Here is a 24,285-nt window from a genome sequence, read left to right on the forward strand (position 1 = left end):
AATAATTCTAAAATCAGACTGAAAAATATTTAAATTTAAGTTTTAAGATTTTGACTATTATAATTTTAGAAATGAAAAAAGGTGAATGCTTTGGATAAAAAAATATAATCAATATGAAAAAATGAGACTTTATATTGCCACTTGTTTTTGGATATTTTCATTGTTAACTTTTGCTAACGAGAATAAAAGTTCTGTGAGTAAAAATAAACTTGAAGACGAGGCTGTAAAAGTTGATATTATCATTAACAAAAACAATATTAGTGATTTTGAAAATGAAAATAGCGATATAGAAGAGAATAATGAAGATGGGAATCTGATATATTTAGATCAGATAGAGGATGAAGAAGAAGAAAAACAGAAAAAAATGGAAAAAGTCAATAAATTTGAGCGAATTATTAGAAAAATAGATGAAAAAGTCAATCCAATTATAAAATTTCAGATTGCAAAAAGTTATGGTGTATGGTATCTGATAAAAACTGATGATAATGCAGAAAAAGAATTAAAAAATGTAAGATATGATTTTATACAGCAAGAAAATGGATACGCTATTATTAAAAGTTATTTTGATCCTAAAACTGACAAATGGAGTGAAGAAAGATATAGAGGATGGATTGATGAAAAAAAGGGGAATGTATACTTGAATATTGAAAAGAAATATTTTAAAAATACAAAAAATGAAATTGTATTTTTTGATAAAAATTATAGATACATGGTTATAAGATATAACAACGGGACTACAAAAGTATTTTCACGTTACCCAAATAATGAAAAAATTTCACTTGAGAATAAAGAATTAGGTGAATTTGAAAAAATTGTTGGAAATAATAATAATCTAAAAAATGTTTTCTATGATGTAAAAATAAAAAATATTAGGGAAATTGAAAATGAAAGAAAAAAAGCTGAATTGAAGAATAGAACAGATGAATTAGAAAAGCAATTAAGTGAAAATCCTGCGAGTGTATTTCAAATTGACACAATTGGTGCTAAAAAAGAGCTTGAAAGAAGAAAGAAAAAAGAAAATACACTTAAACTTGAAACAAAAAATGGTCCTAAAAACGTAGAAGTTATAGAAATAAATGATAAAGATTTAAAAAATGAAACTAACATAAAAAATAACAGTAGTGACACAGAAACAAATAAGAGACATTAATTATAATAAATAATTATCAAATTTTACTGTATACTATTTGACAAGCTTAAAATTTATACATTGTTTTAAAATCACACTTTAAAATTATTCCCGTAAAATATTTTACTTAAAATATAAGTTTTAAAAATATAAAAAATTTCAATTTAATTATATAACAGAATATAAAAACAAATATTTAGGAGAAAAAATGAAAAATACACTAAAAATTGTCTACACAATATTATTTTTAATATTGTTTATGTGCCTAACACTTTTTTATAATTTCTTTTTTGCTAAAAGAGAATATAAAAATGTTAATATAAATATAAAAAAAAGAACAAATTTCGCACAGATATACAAAGATTTAAAGTTAAAATATGGAATTGTAGATAAAATATATTTAAAGTTAAATGGTGGAAATATAAAATTAAAAGTAGGAACTTATAAATTTAATGGAAAATTCTCAAAATATGAAATTATAAAAAAAATTAAGAGCAGTGAAACTAATGGAATTAGATTAACAATACCTGAAGGATTTACTTCAAAGCAAGTATTTGCAAGAATGGAAGCATTAGAACTGGGGAACAGAGAAGAAATAAACAAAGTCCTTAGTGAAATGGATTTTCCATATCCGCATGAAAATAATAATTTTGAAGGATATTTTTATCCTGAAACTTATATTTTTTCTGAAAATGTTACAACCAAACAGGTTATCCAAACTATTTTAGGTGAATTTTTGAAAAAATTTCCACCTGAAAAATATCCTGATAAACAAAAGTTTTATGATAATTTAAAAATGGCTTCAATAGTGGAAGCGGAAGTACCTGATGCTGTAGATAAGCCAAAAGTTGCGGGAATATTTTTGAAAAGATTGGAAATTGGAATGAAATTGGAATCAGATGCAACTTTGAAATATGAACTGGGAAGACAAGCATCAAGAAATGAATTAAAATCTCAAAATACACCGTATAATTCATATAAAGTCAAAGGGTTGCCGCCAACACCGATTGGAAATCCACCAATAGAAACTTTCAAGGCAGTTTTAAATGCAGAAAAGACAGATAATCTATTTTTCTTTACATATAAAGGAAAAACATATTATTCAAAAACACATGAGGAACATTTAAAAAAACGTCGTGAAAGCGGACAGTTAAAATAAAATTGAAAATCAAGATTAGGAATAAAATTGATGGAAAAAGTAAAAAAAATTGAAAAAAAAATATTAAAAAAATTAGAGGAAGCTATAAAGGAAGGGATGATATCTGAAAAAGACAAGATTCTTATTGCCTTTTCTGGAGGACCTGATTCAGTTTTTCTTTATCATTTTCTTAATTTACTAAAAAATATAATTTCAATAGAGATTTCAATAGTTTATATTAATCATAACTTACGTCATGATGTTGAAAACGACTTGAAATTTATAAATGATTTTTCAAATTCCAATAATGTTAACTATTATATCGAAAGTGTTGATGTAAAAAAGTATGCAACAAAAAATAAAAAGTCAATAGAATTGGCAGCAAGGGAATTGAGATATGAGGCTATTGAGACTATTAGAAAAAAGATAGGATATAACAAGATTGCTACAGGCCATAACTTGGATGATAATGTAGAGACCTTTATTTTCCGTCTTTTAAGGGGTACATCAGTAACAGGATTAAAAAGTATTCCGAAAATAAGAGAAAATATAGTAAGACCAATTTTAGATTTTGAAAAAAGTGAAATTTTATCTTTTTTAAAAAATAAAAATTACAAATACATAATTGATTATACTAATAATAAAAATGACTATACAAGAAACTTTATCCGAAATAAAATTTTTCCTGATTTCGAAAATATTAACCCTAATTTTAGGCAAAAAATAGATTCTCTGATAAAAGAAATTAATGAAAAAGAAAATTGTAAATTGACATTTTCTAATGTTTATGAGAAGACTATAAATCATAAAGATGAATTAATTCAACTTCTGAAGCAAAATAATGTAGAAATCTCAAGAGAAAAAATTAATCAGATTTACAAAAGTCTTTTTTTGGAAAATGGGAAATTACAAAATGAAGGTTCAAAAGAATTTTATTTAGGTAAAAATAAAGTTTTGCAAAATATATATGGGGAATTAAAAATTGTTAATACTTTAGATAATAACCTGTAACAAGCGATAAAAATAGTAAAATCTTTGATAAAATCAAAATTTTAAAGGGAAATCAAAGTATTGAATGGTATAATTACGAGATAATCTTATATGAAAATATTCAGGATTTTAAAACTTATTTTATAAACAAAAAAATATAAACTATACTTTTTATAAATTTGATGATGAAAAAATAAAAGATAGAAAAATTATTGTCAGAAGTCGAAAAGATGGGGATAGAATTTTTCTAAAAAATTTGGGACATAAAAAAGTTAAAAAAATTCTTATTGATGAAAAGATTATGAAATGGGAGAGGGATTTTATTCCCATTGTAGAGATTGAAGATGTTCAAGTTTTGGAAAATTTAGAAACTGAAATTAGTGAAATAGAAATTGATAAGAATAAAAAAATAAAAGAAATATTAGCAATTTCAGATATAAAGTTTTCAAAATTTTTGGAAAAAATCTCAAATAAAGATATTGAAAATTTAGAAAATAGCAATAAAAGTAAACTATTAATAATAGGGAGGAAAAATGGCAGAAAGAGATAAAAACGATATTAGAAAACGACTGGAAGAATTACGAAAAGATAATAATAGAAAAAATAATAGACAGGATAATGGAGATAAACCACCATTTTCAGGATTTCTTTTTTTTGTTTTTGTAGTACTGCTGGTAGTTTTTACAGCGATATTCCATCGTGATATACAAACTGCTTTTCAAAATAAAAAGGAAATTTCTTATACAGAATTTGTAGGTAAGACACAAAAAGGTGATTTTACTGAAATCAACGAAAAAGATGATAAGTTAATTGCACAAGTAAAGGAAGATGGCAAGGAAGTACTTTATTTTACAAAAAAAATAACAGATAGAGTTGGAAATGAGCCAATAATTATCAATGCAATTGCACAGAAACGTGTTAAGTTAAATTCATTGCAACCTTCTGGCGGGAACTTTTTCTTGCTGTTATTAGGTCAATTTTTACCAATGATTATAATGATTGGGCTTATGGTATATCTTGCTAGAAAGATGGTTGGCGGATCTCAAGGTGGAGGACCTGGAAATATCTTTGGGTTTGGAAAATCAAGAGTAAATAAGATCGATAAAAAACCAGATGTAAAATTTGATGATGTTGCAGGAGTTGATGGAGCAAAAGAAGAGCTGAAAGAAGTTGTTGACTTTCTTAAAAATCCTGAAAAATATACAAAGGCTGGAGCAAGAGTTCCAAAAGGAGTACTTTTGCTAGGTAGACCGGGAACAGGTAAAACATTACTTGCAAAAGCAGTGGCAGGAGAATCTGGAGCATCGTTCTTTAGTATTTCAGGTTCGGAATTTGTAGAAATGTTTGTTGGTGTTGGAGCATCACGTGTAAGGGATTTGTTTGAAAAAGCAAAAGAATCAAGTCCTTCAATCATATTTATAGATGAAATTGATGCCATTGGTAGAAGAAGAAGTGTTGGGAAAAATAGTGGAAGCAATGACGAACGTGAACAAACGCTAAATCAATTGTTAGTTGAAATGGATGGATTTGAAACAGATACAAAAGTTATCGTGCTTGCGGCAACAAATAGAGAAGATGTATTAGATCCTGCATTATTGCGTGCTGGACGTTTTGACAGACGTGTTACGGTTGATGCTCCTGATTTACAAGGGCGTGTTGCAATATTGAAAGTTCATTCAAGAAATAAAAAACTTGATAGCGATGTAAGACTTGAAGATATTGCTAAAATTACACCAGGATTTGTTGGAGCTGATTTAGCAAACTTATTAAATGAAGCGGCAATTTTAGCAGCAAGAAGAGCAAGTGACACGATAAAAATGACTGATTTAGATGAAGCTGTGGATAAAATTGGAATGGGACTTGGTCAAAAAGGTAAAATTATTAAACCAGAAGAGAAAAAACTATTAGCTTACCATGAAGCTGGTCATGCTATTATGACTGAATTGACACCAGGAGCTGACCCTGTTCATAAAGTAACAATAATTCCTAGGGGAGATGCTGGTGGATTTATGATGCCACTTCCTGAAGAAAAGTTAGTAACTACAAGCAGACAAATGCTAGCTGAGATAAAGGTGCTGTTTGGTGGGCGTGCAGCTGAGGAAATTGGACTTGATGATGTAAGTACAGGAGCTTATTCTGATATAAAACGTGCTACAAAGGTAGCAAGAGCTTATGTTGAAAGTGTTGGGATGAGTAAGAAATTAGGACCAATTAACTTTGAAAACTCAGATGATGAATATTCATTTGCTCCAAATAAAAGTGATGAAACAGTAAGGGAAATTGATCTTGAAATAAGAAAAATTTTAACAGAAGAGTATTTAAATACTTTAAACACTTTACAGGATAACTGGAGCAAACTAGAAGAAGTAGTAAAATTATTACTGAAAAAAGAAACAATTACTGGAGATGAAGTTAGAAGAATTATCAAAGGAGAGACTTCAGAGCAAATTTTGAAAGCTTCTGAAAATATTGAAGAAGATAGTAATAACTTGAATATTGATGAAGAAAAAAAATCTGAAGAAGAAAATACAGAAAAGGTATCAGAAAAAAAATTGATAGAAAAAGTTGAAGAGTTAGAAGAAAAAATTAAAACTCAAAACTCATCTGAAGGAACAATAGAGAGTGCTGAAAAAACAGATGAAGTATCGGTTGATGAAAAACATAATTCTTCTGAAAGTGAACTGGAAAAAGTTACAGAAAATAAAGATAAAAAGGATAATGATGATAATCCAAATGATTCTTCAGAAAATAACGATAATGATTCTGATTTAGGAAATGAAGATATAAATGAAAAATCTGAAAACAGTGAAAAGAAAAAAAGTAATTTTAAATTACCAAGTTTTATGGAATAAAATATAAAAATTAATTTGTATATTTAAATAGAAAGTTGACATTAATTTTAAATTTTTGTTATCTTTCTATTTTTTTTAATCTAATAAACAGTTAATTCATTACCATAAAAATAAGCATAAATATAATTTAAAAAATATATTGACTTTTTTAAAAAGGTGTTGTATAATTATGTTGTAAAATAAAAGAGAAAATCAATTACCGTAAAAATTTAAGAGTTGAAAGGGATAATTGTATGAAAAGTAAAATTAAAATCGGAATTATGATTTTTGTGATGATGTTTAGCGTTAACAGTTGTACATTAATTTATAATGCAGCAGCACTAGGATTCGCTGGAATAGCTGGAGCAGCTGCGTGGGCAGATAAAAAAAGTGGAAAAACCAAAACATATAAAGGAACAAAGAGAGTATGTACTGCATATTCTGACAGTTATGGCGGAGTTAGACAATGTCTTAACTGGTCAAATGAACCAGTTTATGAATAAACAGAAGTTACATGTGTATCTTTCTTTTGATAAATTGTATGGTATACTATAATGTAGAGAATAAAAATTGTAAGATAAAAATTAAAAATATTAAATGGAGGAGATTTATATGAAAAAGATAATATTAACAATAATAGTATTAATCGCTGGAATTATTGGATGTTCAAAATCTTCAGAAAATAAATCATTTGAGAAAAAAATTGATGATAAACAGACAGTTTCCAATATTTCTGAAAATAATGTACAAAATCAGAATAGCAATAAGAACTATGAAATAAGCCTAAAAAAAAGAATAGAGGATATTCAAAAAGAGGTTCAGCCAGGACTAGATAGCGGTGTAACAGCAGATATGAATAATGCGGTTTCAAAACAGGAAGAACTTTTGGAAGCAGAAATGAAAAAAGTTTATGGATTGCTTGAAGCAAAATTATCTGATAGTGAAAAGGCAAAATTGAAAAAAGAGCAGGAAGATTGGAAGAAAGAAGTAGAAAAGAATGCCGATGAAGCTACCAAAGAAGTAGAAGGTGGAACAATATCAGGGGTTATGGGAGGAAACGCTTGGGTAACTAAAACAGAGGAAAGAGCTTTGGAACTTGCAAAAAGGTATGATTTATTAAATAATAAATAATATTTATAGATTAAAAAATAACGAAGGAGAGATATTATCTATGAAAAGCAAAATTTTTAAAATATTTCTAATTATGATTTTAGTAGCAAATGTAAGTTATGCAGGAAATAATCCAAAAATAGATAAAGCAACATTTCAGGAAATAACTGCTACATATTCAAAAGATAAGAATGGAGTTTATGTTTGGGAAAATACAGGATGGAAAAAATTAGAAGAGCTAGATCCAATTACTTTTCAAATTATAAATGTTAGCGGAAGTGTACATCAATATCTAAAAGATAAAAATGGAATTTACAGTATCATTTACAGTATGGATGGAGATAGCGATAATTTGGTACTGGAAAAATTACCATATGATAGTCAAACTTTTGAAGTGATAAACAAATTATATACGAGAGATAAAAATAATATTTATTACTCAGGTAGAAAAATAATAGGAGCAGATTTATCTACATTCCAAATAGGAAGTGACGGTTTTTCAAAAGATAAAAATAATATTTATTTGGAAGGTAAGAGGATATTGGGTATTGATAAAGATACTGTTAAGATAATAGAACTTCCTTATATAGAGGATAAAAATAATGTTTATTATAGAAATAAAAAAATAGAAGGAGCAGATAAAAACACATTTGAATTAACATATGATTTTAAATCTGTAGTAAATAATTATTATTCAAAAGATAAAAACAATGTCTATTATGAAAACAAGAAATTAAAAGGTATAGATGTAAAAACATTTAAGAAAGTAAGCAGATTAGTTGACAATTTTCTTATAGAAGATAAAAATGGATTTTACATTGTTGAGGAAGATGGAAGTGTAGCTCCAATAGATAGTAAGGAAGTGGATATTGAAAATCTTTCACAGTTAGCAGTCAAAACTAATTTGTATCATGATAAGGACAGTATGTATTTTGTAAAAAATCATAAACTTGTAAAAATAAAAGACGCTCCTAAAGTTGATCCGTATAATTTATCGACATATAATGACAAGTATATAAATAAGTATGATGTAGTTTATTACTTAGACACAGATGAAGGTGCATTTAAAAAACTTGAAAAAGCAGAAAGCCATGAGTTTCGTGCATATGGCGATACAGAATATGCAAAAGGAAGAAGAAATGTCTATTTTAAAGGTAAAGTTCTGACAGGTGCTGATTATGAAAGTTTTGATATGAAATATAATCATGAAAAAGGTGTATATGAAATAAAAGATAAAAATAAAATTTATGAAACAGTAAAAGCAGACTAGAAAAAATAAGAAGTAAAAGAAAAACTCTCATTTTTCTTTAATAAAATTATGATATATTGTTAGTAGAAAAAATAAAAAATTGGAGGAAATAAAAATGAAAAAAATTATTATGGCATTATTGTTATTAATAGGGGTTATTGGGTTTTCAGAAGAAGAATTTAGTTACAAAGGCTATGATTTACCTTTTACAAGTGATGGAAAATTGCATGAGGAAATATTACTGAAAAGAGAGATAACTGCTGATGATACTTCGATAGAAATTAAGAAATTAAAAAATGGGAAGTATCAATTCTGGAATTACGCTTCTGATACTGGAGATGAAAATGAACCACCACTAATTTCAGATGCAGTTAAGGAAAAAAATGTTCTTTGTGATGAATATATCTGTGTTGGATACGATACAAAATTAAAAGAACCAGTAATTTTGAATAGAAAAACGAAAAGAATAATCAGTATTGTACGTGATGAAAACTACGATAAAGTTGATGATCCTGAAACTTTGAGAAGATTCCCTGAGGATAATCCTGAAATGTATAAATTATATCGTGATTATTATAAATTATACAAATAAATTGTGATTAAAAAATGAAAAATTATTAAATGATAAATTTAAATAGAAAGAGCAGGTAATAATTATGAAAAAAATATTATTTTTAATTATGGCGTTAGCTGCAATACCAGCATTTGCAGTAAAGGTTACTACAGATGGAAAACATAATTTGGAGAAGGCGGCAGGAAAATATCAAGGTATTGAAATATTTAAAAAAAATGAAAAATGGTACATAACAAAAATACATGACGGATTTGACGCAACAGAAACAGTTCCTATAGTAATTGAAAAAAATGGAAAATTTTCAGCAAATTACAAAAAACATGAAAAAGAAACTTATGCTTATGATACAAAAATGAAAACTTTAGTAACCCTTGCTAAAAATGATACAGATCAGATACTTTTTATTGAACTGCCTGAAAAAACAAAAGCAACAGTAGATACAAACTTTAATATGAATAAAGTGAAGGGATACTGGTGTGATCAATTATTTGAAATTGTTCAGAAAAATGGAAAGTGGTATTTACATGGTGAGGATGACGACGGATGGGACGAACTTATAACTGTAGCAAAAAATGGATTTACCGTTGAATATGGAACTAAAGATACTGAAGATGACAGAAGATTTACTTTTGATACAAAACTTCAAACAATGGTTGAAATTGATAAGGACGGGAATATAATTCTTCCATATATATTAAAAGATTATTGTCCAACAGGATATAATTAATATCTGAATTTTATTTAAAATTAAGTTGACTAAAAAAAGAGTTTATGATTTAATACAAAATATAAAAAAATAAAAATAGGAGTTGATAAAAAATGAGAAAATTACTAATAGCAGGATTATTACTTGTAGGAGCAGTTGCATTTGCTGGAAATTATGAAAATGAAATGACAGAAAGAATGAAAGCTGCAGAAGAAAAAGCACAAGCTGGATGGGATAGCGGAGTAAGAGCTGATATGGTTAATGCTTCAGTAGATTTAGATGATGCATGGGAAAAAGAAGTGAATAAAGTGTATGATTTAATTTTGAAAAAATTACCAGCAAAAGAAAAAACAAAATTTAAAGCTGAGCAGCAAAAATGGATAAAAGATAGAGAAACAAAAACAACTAAGGCTTATAATAACTATGTTGCCGAACATGGAGAAAGAATGGCGGGAGAATTGTCGGCTAATAATAGACTAGATATAACAAAAAATAGAGCTTTGGAACTGGCTAAAAAATACGATAGATTAAATAAAAGTAAATAAAATATAACATTTATATTTTAGGAGGAGAAATTTATGAAAAAAATATTATTAATAGCAGGAATGTTGCTTGTAGGAGCAGTTGCGTTTGCTGGAAAATATGAAGATGGGTTAAAGGAACGTATGAAAGTTGCGGAAGAAAAACTTGAATCAAAATTTGAAGGAACGACAGCAGATATGTTGAATGCCAGCTCTGAATTAACAGATGAATGGGAAAAAGAAATGAACAAAGTGTATGATTTAATTTTGAAAAAATTACCAGCAAAAGAACAGTCAAAATTTAAGGCTGAACAGGCAAAATGGCTAAATGACAGGAAAGCGGCTATAAAAAAAGCACTGAATGATGAAGAGGATGGACCTAAAATGGCTGTGTTTGGAGCAGCTGGAACTGGACTTTCTATGACAGAAGAAAGAGCTTTGAAGCTTGCAAAAAGATATGACAATCTTTCTAAATAGTATTTAGAATATTAGGTTAAATTAAAAAAGGATTTTGATTTATTGTAAAAAAGTTGATTAAAATGAAATAAATTAATAGTTATGGAATAAATACACAACAAAATAACTTTGAGGATTTCACTGTTAAAGAAAGTTAGGTATATTTCATAACTATTTTTATTTGTTCTACTAAAATTTGCTTAAAACCGAACTTAAAAAATATGAGTATTTTACTAAAGCCTTTAATTCATATAATTTTTATTAGTTAAATTTTAAATAAGTTTGAGTACAATTTAAAAATTAAATATTAATACTAATACTATTAGAAACTATATGCGATTCAAAATTTGTTAAACATATACTATAAAAAGTAATTCTGCAAAATTATTATAAATTTGGCAAAAAATATAAAAGAAGAAAAAAATGTGTAAAGCAGGAAAAAGTGTTTGCACTTTTTAAATGATATGGTATAATATTATTAGTGAGGTATAAAAGTGAAAAAGTTTTTTTTAATTAAAAAAAATAAAATGATTTTTATTATGATTTTGGTAACTTTCAGTCACATAATGTTTCCTTTAAATTTTAAATACAATACTGGAGAAAATCTTGTGACAAAAAAAAGGGAGGCAGATGAAAAAGAAAGACATCTAAAATCAGTTCTTGATGCTATACGTGGCCATAATAATAAATATGTACAGTTTTTTCTTGCAACAGAAAGAAATATTGCAAATCGTAAAAGAGTGACAGATGAGATTGTAAATAGGCCTGTGGGAGTATATGGAGTTAATATAGATGAATCATTATTATTTGAAGGTGGAGGAAAACTGATTGATGTCAATGCAAAGAGTCAGGATGGGTATACTCCAATTATTGTCGCTATTGAAGCGAAGAATCAGGAAATTTTAAAACTTCTGATAGAAAATGGTGCGAATCTTTATGAAACACATCCAATTTTTAACAGAACAACTCTTGGAACAGCTGCATACTACGAAAATGAAGAAGCTGTGGAAATTTTATTAAAAAAAGATTCTAGACTTGTAAATATTGGAAGTACTATTGATGGGTGGACTCCGCTTGAGGATGCAACATTGAAAGCAAATGCAAAAATTGTAAAAATGCTGTTGCAATACGGTGCAAATCCTACAATTACTGATAAACATGGAGGAACTCCGATGGATATGGCAACAAAATTTGGAAAAGGTGAAATTGTTAAGATATTGAGGGATCATATAAAGGCTAATCGAAGTAAATATTATTAGTTATGAAATATTTCAAATATAAAAAAATATATGAGAAGCCACTTTAAATTTGTTTGTAATAAAAAAAATTATATATAGAGGAGAAAAAAATGAAACGAATGACAGGAATTGGTGCTTCAGAAGGAGTATCTATAGGTAAAGTATTACTTTTTATCGCAGAGGAAATTGTTATCCCAGAAACTAAAGCTGAGAATTCAACAATTGAGGCTGAATTAGCGAAATTGAGAGATGGATTGAAACAATCTAAAATACAATTAATCGCAATTAGAGAAAAAGTAAAGGAAAAAATGGGAGAAGATAAAGCAGCAATTTTCGATGGTCATATTATGCTTCTTGAAGATGAAGATTTAATTATGGAAGTTGAGGATAAGATTAAAGGGGAAGGTCTTCCTGCTGCAAAAGCGCTGCATGATGGAATTAATGAATATTGTGATATGATTTCAAAATTGGATGATCCGTATTTAAGAGAAAGAGCTGCTGATTTACAAGATATTGGTAAAAGATGGCTTAAAAACTTGTTGGGAATGAAAATACATGACCTAAGTAATTTAGAGCCAGGAACAATAGTTGTAACAGAGGATTTGACACCATCTGACACAGCTCAATTAGATTTAGAAAACTGCATAGGATTTATTACAGAAATTGGAGGGAAAACAGCTCACTCTGCGATTATGGCAAGATCACTTGAATTACCAGCAGTAGTTGGAGTAAAAGGGATTCTTAGTGAAGTTAAAGATGGAGAAGTTGTTGTTATGGATGGAGAAACAGGTGAATTATACTTGAATCCAACAGAAGATTTAGTAAAGGACTATATCAAAAAACAAGAAGAATTGAGAAAAGAAAAAGAGGAATTGAAAAAATTAATTCATGAAGATGCAGTAACTCTTGATGGTAGAAAAGTTGATATTTGGGGGAATATTGGTAGCCCTAATGATGTTGACGCTGTAATTGAATCAGGAGCTACAGGAATTGGATTGTATAGAACAGAATTCTTATTTATGAACTCTGATCATTTCCCAACAGAAGAAGAACAATATCGTGCATATAGAGTAGTTGCTGAAAAAATGCAAGGAAAACCTGTAACAATAAGAACAATGGATATTGGTGGAGATAAAGAATTACCTTATTTAGACTTGCCAAAAGAATTAAATCCGTTTTTAGGATATAGAGCAATCAGAATTTCGTTAGAAAATAAAGATATGTTCAAAACTCAATTAAGAGCTATTTTGAGAGCTTCTCAATATGGACAAATTAAAATTATGTATCCAATGATAAGTTCAGTTAATGAAATCAGAAAAGCAAATGCTATTTTGGAAGAATGTAAAAGAGAACTTGATGAAATTGGAAAAATTTATGATAGAAATATAAAAGTAGGAATAATGGTTGAAACTCCTTCAACAGCAATTATTGCCTATAAATTTGCAAAAGAAGTTGACTTCTTCTCAATAGGAACTAATGACTTGACACAATATTTCCTAGCTGTAGATAGAGGAAATGAAATGGTTGCAAACTTATACAATTCATTCAATCCTGCAGTATTAGAAGCTATTCAAAAAGTAATTGATGCTGCGCATGGAGCTAATATAAACGTTAGTATGTGTGGAGAGTTTGCCGGAGATAAAAGAGCGACTAAATTATTGCTAGGAATGGGACTTGATTCATTCAGTATGAGTGCATCGTCAGGATTGACTATCAAAAAGATAATTAGAAACAGTAATTATGCAGATGCAAAAAAATTTAGAGATTTAATTTTACAGCAAGATACACCTGAAGAGGTTGTAGAAAAATTATAATAAATTGTAAAAAAGGCTAGTTAGTTTTATTAGCCTTTTTTCGCCTTAAAAATAGAATTATTATTTGTTTCTTTATTGATATTGAATATTAACAAATAACCGTTTTTCGAGTTTATAGTTTAGGAGTGAAAGATATGAAAAATAGAAAAGTGGCAGTATTTTTAGCAAACGGATTTGAGGAGATTGAAGCAGTTACACCAATTGATTTACTTCAAAGAGCTGAAATTACTGTAGATACAATTTCAATTACAAAAGAAAATCTTGTAGAAAGTGCAAGAAAAATGAGAATATTGGCAGATAAGATAATTGATGAAATTAATTTTTCTGAATATGATATGTTGATATTACCTGGCGGTCCTGGGGTAAAAAATTATTTTAACTCTCAAAAACTTTTAGATAATATACTAAAATTTTCAAAAGATGAAGAAAACAAAAAAATTGCGGCTATATGTGCAGCTCCGACTGTATTAGCAAGTCTTAAAATATTGGAGGGGAAAAAGGTGGTATGTTTTCCAGCTTGTGAAGAGGATTTGCTAAAGAGCAAGGCTATTTTGGTAAAAGAAAGAGTAATTACAGATGGAAATGTTGTAACGAGCAGAAGTGCTGGAACGGCAATGGACTTTTCACTTATGATTATTAGTGAACTTTTGGGTGAAGAAAATGCTGAAAAAGTTTCAAAGGAAATTGTGCTTTAAAAAGTTGTAAAACAAAAAATAAAAAATTTAAAAAGTTATATGGAAAAAATAAGAAAAGTGTGGTAAAATGTTTCAGTAATTATGAAATAAATAAAATAATTTGATAATTAATGAGATTGTAACTATTGATTCAATGAAATTATATTAATAATGAATGTTAAAATTTTAGAATTAATTTCAAGGAGTTTTGTATAAAATTGAACTTCATAATTAAAAATATTTAAAGGAGAATTTTATGGAATACCATAAACCTGTGTTGTTTGATGAAGTGATAGAAAATATAATAACAGATAATGATGCAGTTTATGTTGACTGCACGCTTGGTGGTGGTGGGCATACAGAAGGTATCCTAAAAAAATCTTCTGAAAATTCAAAAGTTATTGCAATTGATCAGGATATACAGGCGATTGAATTTGCTAAAAAAAGACTTGAACAGTATGGAAATAAACTCCAGATATTTCAAGATAATTTTAGAAATATCGACACGGCTGTTTACCTAGGAGGTTTTGAAAAAGTAGACAGGATATTGATGGATATAGGAGTTTCCTCAAATCAATTGGATAACGCTAAAAGAGGGTTTTCATACAGGTTTGAAGCAAAGTTGGATATGCGGATGGATAATAACTTGGAAATAAGTGCTTATGAAGTTGTTAACGATTTTTCTGAAAAGGAAATAGCTGATATTATTTATAAATATGGTGAAGAGCCAAAATCAAGAAAGATTGCTAAAAAAATCGTAGAATATAGAAAAAATAAGTCGATTGAAACTACAACAGAGCTTGCAGATATTGTTATAAAATCAATAGGAAAAAGCATGAAGCGACATCCTGCCAAAAGAACATTTCAGGCTATCAGGATTTTTGTAAATAAAGAACTTGAAGTTTTAAATGAAACATTGGATAAGGCAGTAAAACTGCTTAATAAAAATGGCAGGCTTTTAGTAATTACTTTTCATTCGCTGGAAGATAGAATTGTGAAGGAAAAATTTCGTGAATATGAAAATCCATGTACTTGTCCAAAAGACATACCAATATGTGTATGCAACAAAAAAAGTCTAGGAAAGATAATTACAAGAAAGCCAATTATTGCTAAAGAATCAGAGTTAGAAGAAAATAACAGAGCACATTCAGCAAAATTAAGAATTTTTGAAAGGAGTTAATAAAGATTATGAATGGTGTTTCAAAAAACAAAAAAATGCAAATGGAAATACTTGATGTTCCAAAAATTACAAATACAGCAAGATCTCATGAAGATGCAAGAAGAGAAAGAATAGTAGCTCCTAAAGGAATTAAAAGAAAGCTTTCTAGAACTGCAGGACTTGATAAAAAGGTTATAAAAACTGTTTTGTTTTATGTTACAATTGTAACTGCAGTAGCATTGTTAAGAGCTTTTGTTGGATATGATGTAGCTAATTTGGGTAGAAAAATACAAAAAAAAGAATTGCAGTTGAAAGAATTGAAAAAAGAAGTTGAGAGACTAGATAATAAGTATGTCAATAGCGATGATTTGAAAACGAAAGAACAAAAAGCAAAAGAAAAAGGATTTTCTATTCCAAATAATCCAACATATATAGATTTGAAAAATTAGTAGTAAAAAAAAATAGCATAATTTAAGAGTGTTATATTTTTTTATACGAGAAAGAGTTGTAAAATATAGGAATAAAGGCTTGACAATAGCCCAAAAAATTGATAACATAATATATATAATGACTAATAAGTCAATTTGTTTTTGTGTTTTTATTTATAAAAAAATAAAACATTTGGTAATAGTAAAAATAATTTACGAAGGAGGTTATATCTTGGCAAAAGAAGTTTTAGAAAAAATAAAAAATGCTGAAAGTGAATCGGATAGAATTATTGCTGATGCAAATGAAAAAGCAAAAGATATTTTGAAAAATATTGAGCAAAAGATAAAAGATGACAGCGATAAAATAATTTCTGAAGCCAGTATTGAAGCTGAAAATCTAAAAAATCAGTCAATAGAGGATGCTGAAAAAAAAGTGAACTCCCTCTTGAATAGTGAAGAGGAGGATGTAAACAGGATTCTTAATATTGATGAAAAGAGAATAGATGAAGTTGTTAATTTATTAGCGGAGAGGATTGTGAAATAATGGCAATAGTTAAAATGAGTAAATTTGAATTAGTTGTTTTCGCAGAACAAAGAGCTAAAATATTGAAGGCACTTCAAAAATTCAAGGAAGTAAATTTTGTTGATATTAAATTACATGATGAAAATGGAGAAATAGACAAGGATGCAGTTGAAGGTGTTACAAAATATGTGAACAACGAAGAATTAACACATATTGACGAAAGACTTTATCAGTTGAATAATGCAATTTCTCTTATTAAAAAGTACGATGAGAGAAAAACACGTTTAAGAGATATTATTCATGGAAATGATAATTATACTTTTGATACATTGTCTAAAAAGGCATTGGATTATGACTGGAAAAAAATTTCTTCAGAATTGAATTCGATTGGAGTGCAGTATTCACAGATAAAATCAGAAATTTCAAAAAAATACGCACACTATGATGAAATAGAGTTATGGGAACGGCTAGATGTAAATCCTAAAGAGTTAAAAAGTCTGAAAAAGGTAAATACATTTTTAGGAACAATACCAATAAAGCTCAAAGGTAACTTTATTGAAGGAATTTCTGAACTTGATAAGATTTATTATGAGGAACTAAGAATTTCTAAAGATGAAGTCTATTATCTTGTAATTTCAAGTAATGACGAAAACGAAAAGGAAAAATTATCTGAAATTTTTAGAAATAATAGTTTTAGTGTGGAAAATCTTGATATTGATGCAGTTCCACGTGAATATAAAGTTAAGTTGCAAAAAGAAATAGAAGAGCTGAAAAAACAAAAACGTAAATTAAAATCTCAAATTAAAACTTATAGTGAAGATTTGAACGATTTACAAGCGGTTTATGAATATTTACAAAATAAAAATTGCGTATTGTGGAATCAGAAAAATTAGCACAAACTGAAAATACTGTTTTAATAAAAGGATGGATTCCAGAAGAAAAAATAGAGGAATTTGAAAAAGTTGTAAAAAGTGAAGCGGATGATAATTATTATCTAAAAGTTACAGAAGCAGATAAAAATGACGAGACAGTGCCGATTAAGTTAAAAAATGGAAAGGTTGCAACTGTATTTGAAAATTTGACAGGGATGTATGCTTATCCAAGATATAATGAAATCGATCCAACGCCTTTATTTACACCATTTTATATTTTATTCTTTGGGATGATGGGAGCAGATGTGGGTTACGGGCTTGTGTTATTGCTTGCAACAATATTTGTTTTAAAAGTAGTTAATTTAAGTTCTCAAATGAGAAAATCTGTTAAATTTTTCTTTTATTTAAGTTTTTCTGTTATTTTCTGGGGAATTTTGTATGGTTCGTATTTTGGTGCAGAAATAAATGGAGTATGGCGACTTGTAAATCCTGCAAAACAATATAATAGCTTATTAATTGGCTCAATTATATTTGGTGTAGTTCATATATTTATTGGGCTTGGAATAAAGGCGTATCTATTGATTAGAGATGGAAAATCGCTGGATGCAGTTTATGATGTGCTATTCTGGTATATGGCACTTATGGGCGGAATGGTGTATTTAATATTCAAATTGATGAATTTATCGCCTATTGTAACAAGTATTTCGATGTGGATTATGATTGCTGGAATGGTCGGAATTGTACTTACTGGTGGACGTGAGGCTAAAGGAGTTGGTGCAAAATTAGGTGGAGGACTTTACAGCCTTTACGGAATTTCAAGTTATGTAGGTGATTTTGTATCGTATTCAAGACTTATGGCTTTAGGCCTTTCTGGTGGATTTATCGCATCGGCCATAAATATGATTGCTGGAATGATTAGTGGAAATTGGTTTGGAATGATATTTGTACCAGTAATATTGATAGGTGGGCATCTATTTAATATGTTCTTATCTTTCTTAGGAGCTTATGTCCATACTTCAAGACTTATGTATGTTGAATATTTTGGTAAGTTCTACGAAGGTGGAGGAAAACCATTTAAGGACTTTAGAACAGAAAGTAAATATATAAACATGGATGATTAATTTAATAATGAATTTATTTTAATTGAATAAATTTTGTTTGTGAAAAATAAAAAATTAAGTTAAATTGTTAAAATAAAAATATAAAAAATTAGGAGGAAATAAAATGAATGTTTCACAGTTTTTAGTACAAAATGGAGGAATCGTGATGGCGACATTAGGTGCGGCGTTAGCGACATTATTATCAGGAATTGGATCAGCAAAAGGTGTAGGAATAGTTGGAGAAGTGGCAACAGGGCTTATGAGTGAAGAGCCTGAAAAATTTGGTAAATCGTTAGTATTACAATTGCTTCCAGGAACACAAGGATTATATGGATTCGTTATTGGACTTATGGTATTAGGAAAATTAAATGCAAGTATGACTTTCCAAAATGGACTTGGAATCTTAATGGCATGTCTTCCAGTTGCTCTTGCAGGGTATGGTTCAGCGGATTGCACAAGGAAGAGTTGCAGCATCTGGAATTAGCTTGCTAGCAAAAAATGAGGAACAAAATACAAAAGGAATTATTTATGCAGTAATGGTTGAAACTTATGCATTATTGGCATTCGTTGTATCAATTATGTTATTAGCGAAATTCTAATTTTATTTTATAAAATAAACAGATAGAGTGTAAATATGACATAAAAAACGGAAAAGGAGTAAGTATGTCTAATTTAGATAATTTAACATCAAAAATAATAACTGATGCTAAATCGAAAGCAGATGGAATCATAAAAGATGCTGAAGAAAAAGCAAAGCAAAAATATGATTTGGAAATAAAAAAAGTTGATGCGAAAAAACAAACATTACTTGAAAATGCAAGAAGAGAACGTGAACTGCTTTCAGATAGAATTAAGTCAAGTGCAAACTTAAAGTCTAGAAATGAAAAATTGAAGGCAAAACAGACAGTAATTAACAAAGTTATAGATAAACTAAAAGCAAAACTTGTTAATATGAATGAGAATGACTACATCAATTATTTGAATCAGAATATTGATAAAAATTCTATAGTTGGAAAAGAGTTAATTGTAAAAAAAGAATTTGTAGATAAAGTGAAACAAGAGTTTTCAACTGCAAAAGTTAAGGAAAATGAGTTTGTAAGTTCAGGATTTATCATTGAAGAAAATGGAATTCAGGAAAATTATACTTTTGAAGTAAAATTGGATTTTATGAGAGATGAACTGGAAGTCGAAATTTCCAGACTACTTTTTTCATAATTTAAATAAAATTTATAAAAATTTAAGTTTTATGACTGTTTTTATAAAATAAATTTTATAATTAACTGGAATTTGTAATTAAAGGGAGAAAAAAATGGATAGAATGGATTACGGACAAAGTGTCGTAACTATTAGAATACTGGAAAAAAGGCTTTTGACTAGAAATAGGCTGGAACGAATGATAGAAGCCCAGACTCCCGAAGAAGTGCTAAAATTACTGGGAGAAACAGAATATTCTCAAGATATGGCTGATATTCATGGAAGCCAGGATTATGAAATAATCTTAAAAAGAGAAACAGAACGTGTATTTTCAATTGTAAGAAATATGATAAAAAATACTGGAATTGTTGACATTTTATCTCTTAAATATGATTATCATAATTTAAAAGTGTTGTTAAAAAGTAAAATAACAGGAAAAGATTTTTCAAGTTTGCTTATGCAGGCTGGAATGATTGATGCTAGTAAATTTAAGGCAAAATTTGAATCACAAAGCAACGACTTGCCACAAGAAATAATGGAGGCAATTGCTGAAGTTCAGAAGGATTTTGAAGAAAATCATAATCCTCAGAGAATTGATATAATTGTAGATAAACATTATTTTAGAAATCTATCAAGGCTTGCAAAGGAAATTGACGTAAAAGTAATTACTGATTATGTAGAAGGATTGATAGACTTTCAAAATATGATAACTCTATTTAGAGTTCAGAAGCAAAAACGTGATGCAAGATTTCTCGAAACTGTTATTTTTGAAGGTGGGACAATTTCAAAAAATAAAATTGTTGCATCAATAAATGATAATACAGACACTATCTTGAATAAGTTTAAGAAAGAAAAACTGGGGACATATCTAGTAAAAGGATTAGAAGCATTTAGCGAAACAAAAAGATTGTCAGAACTTGAAAAAATTTCAGATAATTACCTGATGGAATTAAATAAAGAATCAAAATATGTTGTATTTGGACCAGAGCCATTATTCACATATCTAGTTGCAAAAGAGCGTGAAATCAATGCAGTTAGAATGATAATGGTAAGCAAAATAAACAACATAAGTTCAGATAAAATAAGGGAAAGGTTGCGTGAAACTTATGCATAAAATAGGTGTAGTTGGAGATAAGGATTCTATTTTATCGTTTAAGGCACTAGGAATTGATGTATATCCTGTTGTTACAAAGGAAGAGGCAAGAAGTACGATTGATGAGATGGCAAGTAATGACTATGGTATTATCTTTGTGACTGAACAAATTGCCGCATTAATTGAAAATACCATCGAAAGATACAACCGTGAAGTGCTTCCAGCTGTTATTTTGATTCCGAATAATCAGGGAAGTTTGGGAATTGGGCTTAAAAAGATAGATGAGTATGTTGAAAAAGCGATAGGATCTAATATATTTTAGATGAAAGGAGAAATTCATTGAAAACAGGAAGAATAATAAAAGTTTCTGGACCTCTTGTTGTTGCAGAAGGTATGGAAAATGCCAATGTATATGATGTGGTAAGAGTTTCGGAGAAAAAATTGATAGGTGAAATTATTGAAATGAGAGGCGATCAGGCTTCTATTCAAGTATATGAAGAAACATCAGGAATTGGGCCAGGAGAAGAGGTTTTCACAACTGGAGAGCCTTTGAGTGTTGAATTGGGACCTGGACTTATTGAAGCGATGTTTGATGGAATTCAACGTCCACTAAAGGAATATCAGGAAATAGCAGGAGACTTTTTGGAAAAAGGAATAGAAGTAAAACCTTTAAATAGAGAGAAAAAATGGGAATTTGAACCTGTGCTATCGGTTGGAGCAACAGTTGAAACTGGGGATATATTAGGAACTGTTCAGGAAACTTCTGTTGTAAATCATAAAATTATGGTTCCAGCTGGAATTAAAGGAACGTTGAAAACTATTAAAAGTGGAAGTTACACAGTAGTTGACACAATTGCAGTAATTGAAACTGAAAAAGGTGAAGTAGAAGTTCAAATGATGCAAAAATGGCCAGTAAGACGTGGAAGAAAATATAAACAAAAATTAAACCCGGAAGCTCCATTAATTACAGGACAAAGAGTAATTGACACATTCTTCCCTGTAACTAAAGGTGGGACTGCATGTGTTCCAGGACCTTTTGGATCTGGAAAAACAGTTGTACAACACCAAATGGCTAAATGGGCAGATGCTGAAATTATAGTTTATGTAGGATGTGGAGAACGTGGAAATGAGATGACGGACGTTCTTATGGAATTTCCAGAAATTATAGATCCAAAAACTGGACAATCATTAATGAAAAGAACTGTACTTATAGCAAATACTTCAAATATGCCAGTTGCAGCCAGAGAAGCTAGTATTTATACTGGAATCACAATTGCAGAATATTTTAGGGATATGGGATATTCAGTGGCAATAATGGCAGATTCTACTTCAAGATGGGCAGAAGCTCTTAGGGAAATGTCTGGACGGCTTGAAGAGATGCCAGGGGATGAAGGATACCCAGCTTATCTAGGTTCAAGAGCTGCTGAATTTTATGAAAGAGCAGGAAAAGTAATTTGTCTTGGACAAGATGGAAGAGAAGGGGCATTGACAGTTATTGGAGCGGTTTCTCCTCCAGGTGGAGATATTTCAGAGCCAGTATCTCAGGCTACACTTCGTATTGTTAAAGTATTCTGGGGATTAGATGCCAATTTGGCATATAGACGTCATTTCCCAGCAATTAACTGGTTAAATTCATATTCATTGTATCAAGGAAAAGTTGATAACTGGATGGATCAGAATGTAGGGCCTAAATTTTCTAAAAATAGAGCACGTGCAATTTCATTACTACAAGAAGAAAATAGTCTACAGGAAATTGTTAGGCTGGTTGGTAAGGACACTTTGTCAGAAAAAGATCAGCTTAAGCTTGAAATTGCAAAATCAATAAGAGAAGATTACTTGCAGCAAAATGCGTTTATGGAATCAGATACTTATACTTCGCTTGAAAAACAGGATAAAATGCTTGACTTAGTATTGAAGTTCTATGATGAAGGATTAAGAGGGCTTGAAAATGGAGCTTATTTAAATGAAATCGTTGCAATGCCTGTAAGAGAAAGAATCGCAAGAGCAAAATATTTACCTGAGGCAGAGTTAGGTAAAATTGAAGAAATAGCAAAAGAATTGGAAGAAGAAATTGACGAACTTGTAAATAAAGGAGGTGTAGCAAATGCTTAAGGAATACAAAACTATTAAGGAAATAGTAGGGCCGTTGATGGTTGTTGAAGGTGTTGAAGGAATAAAATACGAGGAACTTGTTGAAATTGAAACACAAAACGGCGAACTTCGTCGTGGACGTGTACTTGAAGTAAATGGTGATAAGGCAGTAGTACAGCTATTTGAAAATTCAGCTGGAATTAATTTAAAGGATTCAAAAGTAAGATTTTTGGGTAGACCTTTGTCACTTGGAGTATCAGAAGATATGATAGGGCGTGTATTTGATGGATTGGGTCGACCAAAAGATAATGGACCAAAAATAATTCCTGAAAAAACATTGGATATAAATGGAACGGCTATAAATCCAGTTGCACGTGATTATCCGTCAGAATTTATTCAAACGGGAGTTTCTGCGATTGATGGACTAAACACCCTTGTTAGAGGTCAAAAATTACCAATTTTCTCTGGTTCAGGGCTTCCACATGCAGAATTAGCACTTCAAATTGCAAGACAGGCAAAAGTTTTGGGAACAGATTCAAAATTTGCAGTAGTGTTTGGAGCGATTGGAATTACCTTTGAAGAAGCTCAGACATTTACGGAAGATTTTGTAAAAACAGGAGCAATTGACAGGGCAGTATTGTTTATGAACTTGGCTGACGATCCTGCAATTGAACGTTTGTCTACACCAAAAATGGCACTTACTTGTGCAGAATACTTGGCATTTGAGAAAGGAATGCACGTACTTGTAATTTTGACTGACTTGACTAACTATTGTGAAGCGTTAAGGGAAGTTTCAGCAGCAAGAAAAGAAGTTCCTGGAAGAAGAGGATATCCTGGATACTTGTATACTGACTTATCCACAATTTATGAAAGAGCAGGAAGAATTAAAGGGCGTGAAGGTTCAATTACGCAAATACCAATTTTGACAATGCCAGAAGATGACAAGACACATCCGATTCCAGATTTGACTGGATATATTACAGAAGGGCAAATAATCTTGTCAAGAGATTTATACAAACAGAACTTAATGCCTCCAATAAATGTTTTACCATCACTTTCAAGATTGAAGGATAAAGGGATTGGAAAAGGAAAAACTAGAGAAGATCATGCAGATACAATGAACCAATTATTTGCAGCTTATGCAACTGGTAAGGAAGCAAAGGAACTTGCTGTAATTCTAGGAGAATCAGCATTATCTGAAACTGATAAAGCATTTGTTAAATTTACAACTGCATTTGAGGAACAATATGTAGCTCAAGGGTTTGATAATAACAGAACTATTGAAGACACTTTAAATTTAGGATGGGATTTACTAAAAATATTACCAAGAACAGAGTTGAAAAGAATTAGAGACGAATATTTGGAAAAATATTTGCCTGCAGGAGATGAATAGAC

The 24,285-nt window shown here is 29.5% G+C and carries 25 protein-coding genes and 1 pseudogene; all 26 read left to right on the forward strand.

Going from position 1 to position 24,285, the window contains the following annotated elements:
• Window positions 1–85 precede the first annotated feature (85 nt).
• The 26 genes and pseudogenes from FVE75_RS03840 to FVE75_RS03955 all read left to right on the forward strand — a co-directional run bounded on the left by FVE75_RS03840 (window position 86) and on the right by FVE75_RS03955 (window position 24,283).
• A complete protein-coding gene (locus FVE75_RS03840) occupies window positions 86–1,150 on the forward strand; it encodes a hypothetical protein (RefSeq protein ID WP_147005292.1) in 1,065 nt (354 codons plus the stop codon).
• A gap of 187 nt (window positions 1,151–1,337) precedes the next feature.
• Window positions 1,338–2,288, forward strand: coding sequence for an endolytic transglycosylase MltG (gene mltG, locus FVE75_RS03845; RefSeq protein WP_147005293.1), 951 nt, complete (start codon window positions 1,338–1,340; stop codon window positions 2,286–2,288).
• A 30-nt stretch (window positions 2,289–2,318) separates the two neighbouring features.
• Window positions 2,319–3,278 (forward strand): tRNA lysidine(34) synthetase TilS, encoded by a 960-nt coding sequence (gene tilS / locus FVE75_RS11245; RefSeq protein ID WP_232052620.1) that lies wholly within the window; start codon window positions 2,319–2,321, stop codon window positions 3,276–3,278.
• 280 nt (window positions 3,279–3,558) lie between these two features.
• Window positions 3,559–3,807, forward strand: a complete 249-nt coding sequence (locus tag FVE75_RS11255) for a hypothetical protein (protein ID WP_232052683.1) — start codon at window positions 3,559–3,561, stop codon at window positions 3,805–3,807.
• A complete protein-coding gene (gene ftsH, locus FVE75_RS03855) occupies window positions 3,791–6,109 on the forward strand; it encodes an ATP-dependent zinc metalloprotease FtsH (RefSeq protein ID WP_147005294.1) in 2,319 nt (772 codons plus the stop codon). Before FVE75_RS11255 ends, ftsH begins: the two co-directional genes overlap by 17 nt.
• 233 nt (window positions 6,110–6,342) lie before the next feature.
• The gene (locus FVE75_RS03860; RefSeq protein ID WP_147005295.1) at window positions 6,343–6,591 is read left to right on the forward strand and encodes a hypothetical protein; all 249 of its coding nucleotides are present in this window, start codon (window positions 6,343–6,345) and stop codon (window positions 6,589–6,591) included.
• 109 nt (window positions 6,592–6,700) lie between these two features.
• Complete coding sequence (locus FVE75_RS03865) at window positions 6,701–7,219, forward strand: lysozyme inhibitor LprI family protein (RefSeq protein WP_147005296.1); 519 nt, start codon at window positions 6,701–6,703, stop codon at window positions 7,217–7,219.
• A gap of 40 nt (window positions 7,220–7,259) precedes the next feature.
• A complete protein-coding gene (locus tag FVE75_RS03870) occupies window positions 7,260–8,468 on the forward strand; it encodes a DKNYY domain-containing protein (RefSeq protein WP_147005297.1) in 1,209 nt (402 codons plus the stop codon).
• A gap of 94 nt (window positions 8,469–8,562) precedes the next feature.
• A complete protein-coding gene (locus tag FVE75_RS03875; protein ID WP_147005298.1) occupies window positions 8,563–9,039 on the forward strand; it encodes a hypothetical protein in 477 nt (158 codons plus the stop codon).
• A gap of 64 nt (window positions 9,040–9,103) precedes the next feature.
• Window positions 9,104–9,748, forward strand: a complete 645-nt coding sequence (locus FVE75_RS03880; RefSeq protein WP_147005299.1) for a hypothetical protein — start codon at window positions 9,104–9,106, stop codon at window positions 9,746–9,748.
• Window positions 9,749–9,840: 92 nt separating this feature from the next.
• A complete protein-coding gene (locus FVE75_RS03885) occupies window positions 9,841–10,272 on the forward strand; it encodes a lysozyme inhibitor LprI family protein (RefSeq protein WP_147005300.1) in 432 nt (143 codons plus the stop codon).
• A gap of 33 nt (window positions 10,273–10,305) precedes the next feature.
• Complete coding sequence (locus FVE75_RS03890; RefSeq protein WP_147005301.1) at window positions 10,306–10,725, forward strand: lysozyme inhibitor LprI family protein; 420 nt, start codon at window positions 10,306–10,308, stop codon at window positions 10,723–10,725.
• A gap of 587 nt (window positions 10,726–11,312) precedes the next feature.
• Entirely contained in the window at window positions 11,313–11,963 is a 651-nt protein-coding gene (locus tag FVE75_RS03895; RefSeq protein ID WP_232052621.1) for an ankyrin repeat domain-containing protein, read from the forward strand.
• Window positions 11,964–12,052: 89 nt separating this feature from the next.
• The gene (gene ptsP, locus FVE75_RS03900) at window positions 12,053–13,756 is read left to right on the forward strand and encodes a phosphoenolpyruvate--protein phosphotransferase (RefSeq protein WP_147005303.1); all 1,704 of its coding nucleotides are present in this window, start codon (window positions 12,053–12,055) and stop codon (window positions 13,754–13,756) included.
• A 134-nt stretch (window positions 13,757–13,890) separates the two neighbouring features.
• Window positions 13,891–14,451, forward strand: coding sequence for a DJ-1 family glyoxalase III (locus FVE75_RS03905; protein WP_147005304.1), 561 nt, complete (start codon window positions 13,891–13,893; stop codon window positions 14,449–14,451).
• Between the two features lie 235 nt (window positions 14,452–14,686).
• Entirely contained in the window at window positions 14,687–15,610 is a 924-nt protein-coding gene (gene rsmH / locus FVE75_RS03910; RefSeq protein WP_147005305.1) for a 16S rRNA (cytosine(1402)-N(4))-methyltransferase RsmH, read from the forward strand.
• An 8-nt stretch (window positions 15,611–15,618) separates the two neighbouring features.
• Window positions 15,619–16,038, forward strand: coding sequence for a cell division protein FtsL (locus tag FVE75_RS03915; protein WP_147005306.1), 420 nt, complete (start codon window positions 15,619–15,621; stop codon window positions 16,036–16,038).
• A gap of 211 nt (window positions 16,039–16,249) precedes the next feature.
• Window positions 16,250–16,561 (forward strand): ATP synthase F0 subunit B, encoded by a 312-nt coding sequence (locus FVE75_RS03920; protein WP_147005307.1) that lies wholly within the window; start codon window positions 16,250–16,252, stop codon window positions 16,559–16,561.
• Window positions 16,561–17,433, forward strand: a complete 873-nt coding sequence (locus FVE75_RS11260) for a V-type ATP synthase subunit I (protein ID WP_232052622.1) — start codon at window positions 16,561–16,563, stop codon at window positions 17,431–17,433. The genes FVE75_RS03920 and FVE75_RS11260 overlap by 1 nt, the downstream gene beginning before the upstream one ends.
• A complete protein-coding gene (locus FVE75_RS11265; protein ID WP_232052623.1) occupies window positions 17,415–18,533 on the forward strand; it encodes a V-type ATP synthase subunit I in 1,119 nt (372 codons plus the stop codon). Before FVE75_RS11260 ends, FVE75_RS11265 begins: the two co-directional genes overlap by 19 nt.
• A gap of 103 nt (window positions 18,534–18,636) precedes the next feature.
• Window positions 18,637–19,111, forward strand: a pseudogene (locus FVE75_RS03930) (V-type ATP synthase subunit K).
• 64 nt (window positions 19,112–19,175) lie between these two features.
• Entirely contained in the window at window positions 19,176–19,727 is a 552-nt protein-coding gene (locus tag FVE75_RS03935; protein ID WP_147005308.1) for a V-type ATP synthase subunit E, read from the forward strand.
• 94 nt (window positions 19,728–19,821) lie between these two features.
• Window positions 19,822–20,820, forward strand: coding sequence for a V-type ATP synthase subunit C (locus tag FVE75_RS03940; protein WP_147005309.1), 999 nt, complete (start codon window positions 19,822–19,824; stop codon window positions 20,818–20,820).
• Window positions 20,813–21,121 carry a V-type ATP synthase subunit F gene (locus tag FVE75_RS03945; protein ID WP_147005310.1) on the forward strand — a complete coding sequence of 103 codons (309 nt, stop codon included), beginning with the start codon at window positions 20,813–20,815 and terminating at the stop codon, window positions 21,119–21,121. The genes FVE75_RS03940 and FVE75_RS03945 overlap by 8 nt, the downstream gene beginning before the upstream one ends.
• A 17-nt stretch (window positions 21,122–21,138) precedes the next feature.
• Entirely contained in the window at window positions 21,139–22,911 is a 1,773-nt protein-coding gene (locus tag FVE75_RS03950; RefSeq protein ID WP_147005311.1) for a V-type ATP synthase subunit A, read from the forward strand.
• On the forward strand, window positions 22,904–24,283 hold the full coding sequence (locus FVE75_RS03955; RefSeq protein WP_006803744.1) for a V-type ATP synthase subunit B: 1,380 nt from the start codon (window positions 22,904–22,906) through the stop codon (window positions 24,281–24,283). Before FVE75_RS03950 ends, FVE75_RS03955 begins: the two co-directional genes overlap by 8 nt.
• The last annotated feature ends 2 nt before the right edge of the window (window positions 24,284–24,285 follow it).

The organism is Leptotrichia hongkongensis (assembly GCF_007990635.1).
Taxonomy (GTDB): domain Bacteria; phylum Fusobacteriota; class Fusobacteriia; order Fusobacteriales; family Leptotrichiaceae; genus Leptotrichia; species Leptotrichia hongkongensis.

Bases quoted from the DNA above. Each gene is read 5' to 3' on its own strand.
- FVE75_RS03840 (WP_147005292.1), top strand. From the start codon at position 86: ATGCTTTGGATAAAAAAATATAATCAATATGAAAAAATGAGACTTTAT.
- mltG (WP_147005293.1), top strand. From the start codon at position 1,338: ATGAAAAATACACTAAAAATTGTCTACACAATATTATTTTTAATATTG.
- tilS (WP_232052620.1), top strand. From the start codon at position 2,319: ATGGAAAAAGTAAAAAAAATTGAAAAAAAAATATTAAAAAAATTAGAG.
- FVE75_RS11255 (WP_232052683.1), top strand. From the start codon at position 3,559: ATGAAATGGGAGAGGGATTTTATTCCCATTGTAGAGATTGAAGATGTT.
- ftsH (WP_147005294.1), top strand. From the start codon at position 3,791: ATGGCAGAAAGAGATAAAAACGATATTAGAAAACGACTGGAAGAATTA.
- FVE75_RS03860 (WP_147005295.1), top strand. From the start codon at position 6,343: ATGAAAAGTAAAATTAAAATCGGAATTATGATTTTTGTGATGATGTTT.
- FVE75_RS03865 (WP_147005296.1), top strand. From the start codon at position 6,701: ATGAAAAAGATAATATTAACAATAATAGTATTAATCGCTGGAATTATT.
- FVE75_RS03870 (WP_147005297.1), top strand. From the start codon at position 7,260: ATGAAAAGCAAAATTTTTAAAATATTTCTAATTATGATTTTAGTAGCA.
- FVE75_RS03875 (WP_147005298.1), top strand. From the start codon at position 8,563: ATGAAAAAAATTATTATGGCATTATTGTTATTAATAGGGGTTATTGGG.
- FVE75_RS03880 (WP_147005299.1), top strand. From the start codon at position 9,104: ATGAAAAAAATATTATTTTTAATTATGGCGTTAGCTGCAATACCAGCA.
- FVE75_RS03885 (WP_147005300.1), top strand. From the start codon at position 9,841: ATGAGAAAATTACTAATAGCAGGATTATTACTTGTAGGAGCAGTTGCA.
- FVE75_RS03890 (WP_147005301.1), top strand. From the start codon at position 10,306: ATGAAAAAAATATTATTAATAGCAGGAATGTTGCTTGTAGGAGCAGTT.
- ptsP (WP_147005303.1), top strand. From the start codon at position 12,053: ATGAAACGAATGACAGGAATTGGTGCTTCAGAAGGAGTATCTATAGGT.
- FVE75_RS03905 (WP_147005304.1), top strand. From the start codon at position 13,891: ATGAAAAATAGAAAAGTGGCAGTATTTTTAGCAAACGGATTTGAGGAG.
- rsmH (WP_147005305.1), top strand. From the start codon at position 14,687: ATGGAATACCATAAACCTGTGTTGTTTGATGAAGTGATAGAAAATATA.
- FVE75_RS03915 (WP_147005306.1), top strand. From the start codon at position 15,619: ATGAATGGTGTTTCAAAAAACAAAAAAATGCAAATGGAAATACTTGAT.
- FVE75_RS11260 (WP_232052622.1), top strand. From the start codon at position 16,561: ATGGCAATAGTTAAAATGAGTAAATTTGAATTAGTTGTTTTCGCAGAA.
- FVE75_RS03935 (WP_147005308.1), top strand. From the start codon at position 19,176: ATGTCTAATTTAGATAATTTAACATCAAAAATAATAACTGATGCTAAA.
- FVE75_RS03940 (WP_147005309.1), top strand. From the start codon at position 19,822: ATGGATAGAATGGATTACGGACAAAGTGTCGTAACTATTAGAATACTG.
- FVE75_RS03945 (WP_147005310.1), top strand. From the start codon at position 20,813: ATGCATAAAATAGGTGTAGTTGGAGATAAGGATTCTATTTTATCGTTT.
- FVE75_RS03955 (WP_006803744.1), top strand. From the start codon at position 22,904: ATGCTTAAGGAATACAAAACTATTAAGGAAATAGTAGGGCCGTTGATG.